Source organism: Streptomyces sp. NPDC059909 (assembly GCF_042730885.1).
Classification (GTDB): domain Bacteria; phylum Actinomycetota; class Actinomycetes; order Streptomycetales; family Streptomycetaceae; genus Streptomyces.
In genome coordinates, this window is the sequence record NZ_JBHWKX010000208.1 from 1 (window position 1) to 1,766 (window position 1,766).

The following is a 1,766-nucleotide window of genomic DNA, read 5'->3' on the forward strand; positions in this document are numbered from 1 at the left end:
ACGAGAACCGACCAGTCCAACAGCCCCTTCAGCACCACACCACCGCAGAGAAGAAAGTAGGTGATAGGCGGGCACTAGGGATGAAAACGACCTCTCAGAAGCTTTTCTGAGCCGTGCATGACAAACATTCGGTCACCGCAGGACACAACACCTGCTCGTCCGGACGTTCTCGTCCACGGCTGCTCCTACGTGCGCCATCTGGCTGAGACTCCTGCGTCGTCTGGCGGCATGCCCGTGGCGGGCACGATCCACGGTATCTGCTTGGGCGACGATGCCGCTTGACGTGGCACAAACTCCCCCATGGCTGCCTGCGCAACTCGGGCCTCATGCCCGTCTCATGGCTGACGCGTGGGTGGATTCATTTGTGCGCCCGTAGAAATAGAGGAGCGTCATGCGGCCCGTGCGGATCTTGCGGTGGGTGCTCGGGGCAGTGCTTCTGGCCCTGAGCCTGGCAGTGGTTCCTTCTGGAGCCCACGCCCGCGCCACGGACGACGACGCGCGGCAGCGGCAGGCCACCGGGTCTGCGGATGACCGCGGCCAGAGGGAGGGTGCATACCGCCATGCGTGTGATCCCTCGCCCGGGCTGGACAAGGCCTCCTGCCACTCCCTTATCAGCACCGACCCCGCCCCACTGGCGTCCGTACCCCCAGGGGGCAAGCCGGAGGGCCTGACCCCTCGCGACCTCCGAAGCGCCTACGACCTGCCCCGGCGCGCCGGGGAGGGGCGGACCGTGGCCGTCGTCGTCGCCTTCAACTACCCCACCGCCGAGAACGACCTGGCGGTCTACCGCCGCCAGTTCCACCTCCCGCCGTGCACCACCGCCAACGGGTGCTTCCGCGAGATCAACCAGAACGGCGGCACCACCCCGCCCCCGACCACTGATCCCGGCTGGGCGGTAGAGGCGGCCCTCGACATCGAGATGGTCAGCGCCACCTGCCCGGCCTGCAACGTCCTTCTGGTCGAGGCCAACAACGACACCATCGGCAATCTGCTCACCGCAGTGGCCCAGGCCCGTACCCAGAGCGCGAAGTTCATCTCCATGAGCTGGGGCACCGATGTTGAACACCCCGTTCAGCTGGTCCGCGACCAGACTTACTTCAACCATCCCGGCATCGCGTTCGTGGCCTCCTCGGGCGACAGAGGCTTCCCCAATCTCTCCTGGCCCGCCGCTTCCCAGTTCGTCACCGGCGTGGGGGGAACCCGGCTGGAACGGATCAGACGGCCCGAGTGGGAGCCCCATGGTGGGCAGAAGCCCCGGCGACGTGGCTGGCTGGAGACCGCTTGGCCCGGCGCCGGGTCTGGCTGCAGCCTGATCCAGCCCAAGCCGCCCTTCCAGCAGGACGCTGGCTGCACCAACCGCACCGTCGCCGATGTCTCTGCGGTCGCCGAGAATGTCGCTCTCTACACAACGACCCCCGAGGCCGGATGGTTGATTGTCGCGGGTACCAGCGTCTCCACCCCGATCATCGCCAGCGTGTACGCCCTGGCGGGGAACCCCGGTCCGAACGACCGCCCCAACTCCTACCCCTACGCCCGCCCCTGGGCGCTCAACGACATCGTCGAGGGTTCCAACGGCTCTTGCGGCGGCTCCTACCTGTGCACCGCCGTCCCTGGCTATGACGGACCCACCGGCATCGGCACCCCCAACGGCGTCCGAGGCTTCAGCACGATCTAGGAGCGCGTCTCAGTAACCGTCAGCTGGCCGGGAGGTCCTGATCGGCGGGATCGTTCACGGTCGCCCGGTCAGCGCCTGTGGGGCCGACGGG

The 1,766-nt window shown here is 67.5% G+C and carries 1 protein-coding gene; it reads left to right on the forward strand.

The features are described from left to right. Positions 1 to 730 precede the first annotated feature (730 nt). A complete protein-coding gene (locus tag ACFV9O_RS40245) occupies positions 731 to 1,675 on the forward strand; it encodes a S8 family serine peptidase (protein WP_385428024.1) in 945 nt (314 codons plus the stop codon). Positions 1,676 to 1,766: the final 91 nt, after the last annotated feature.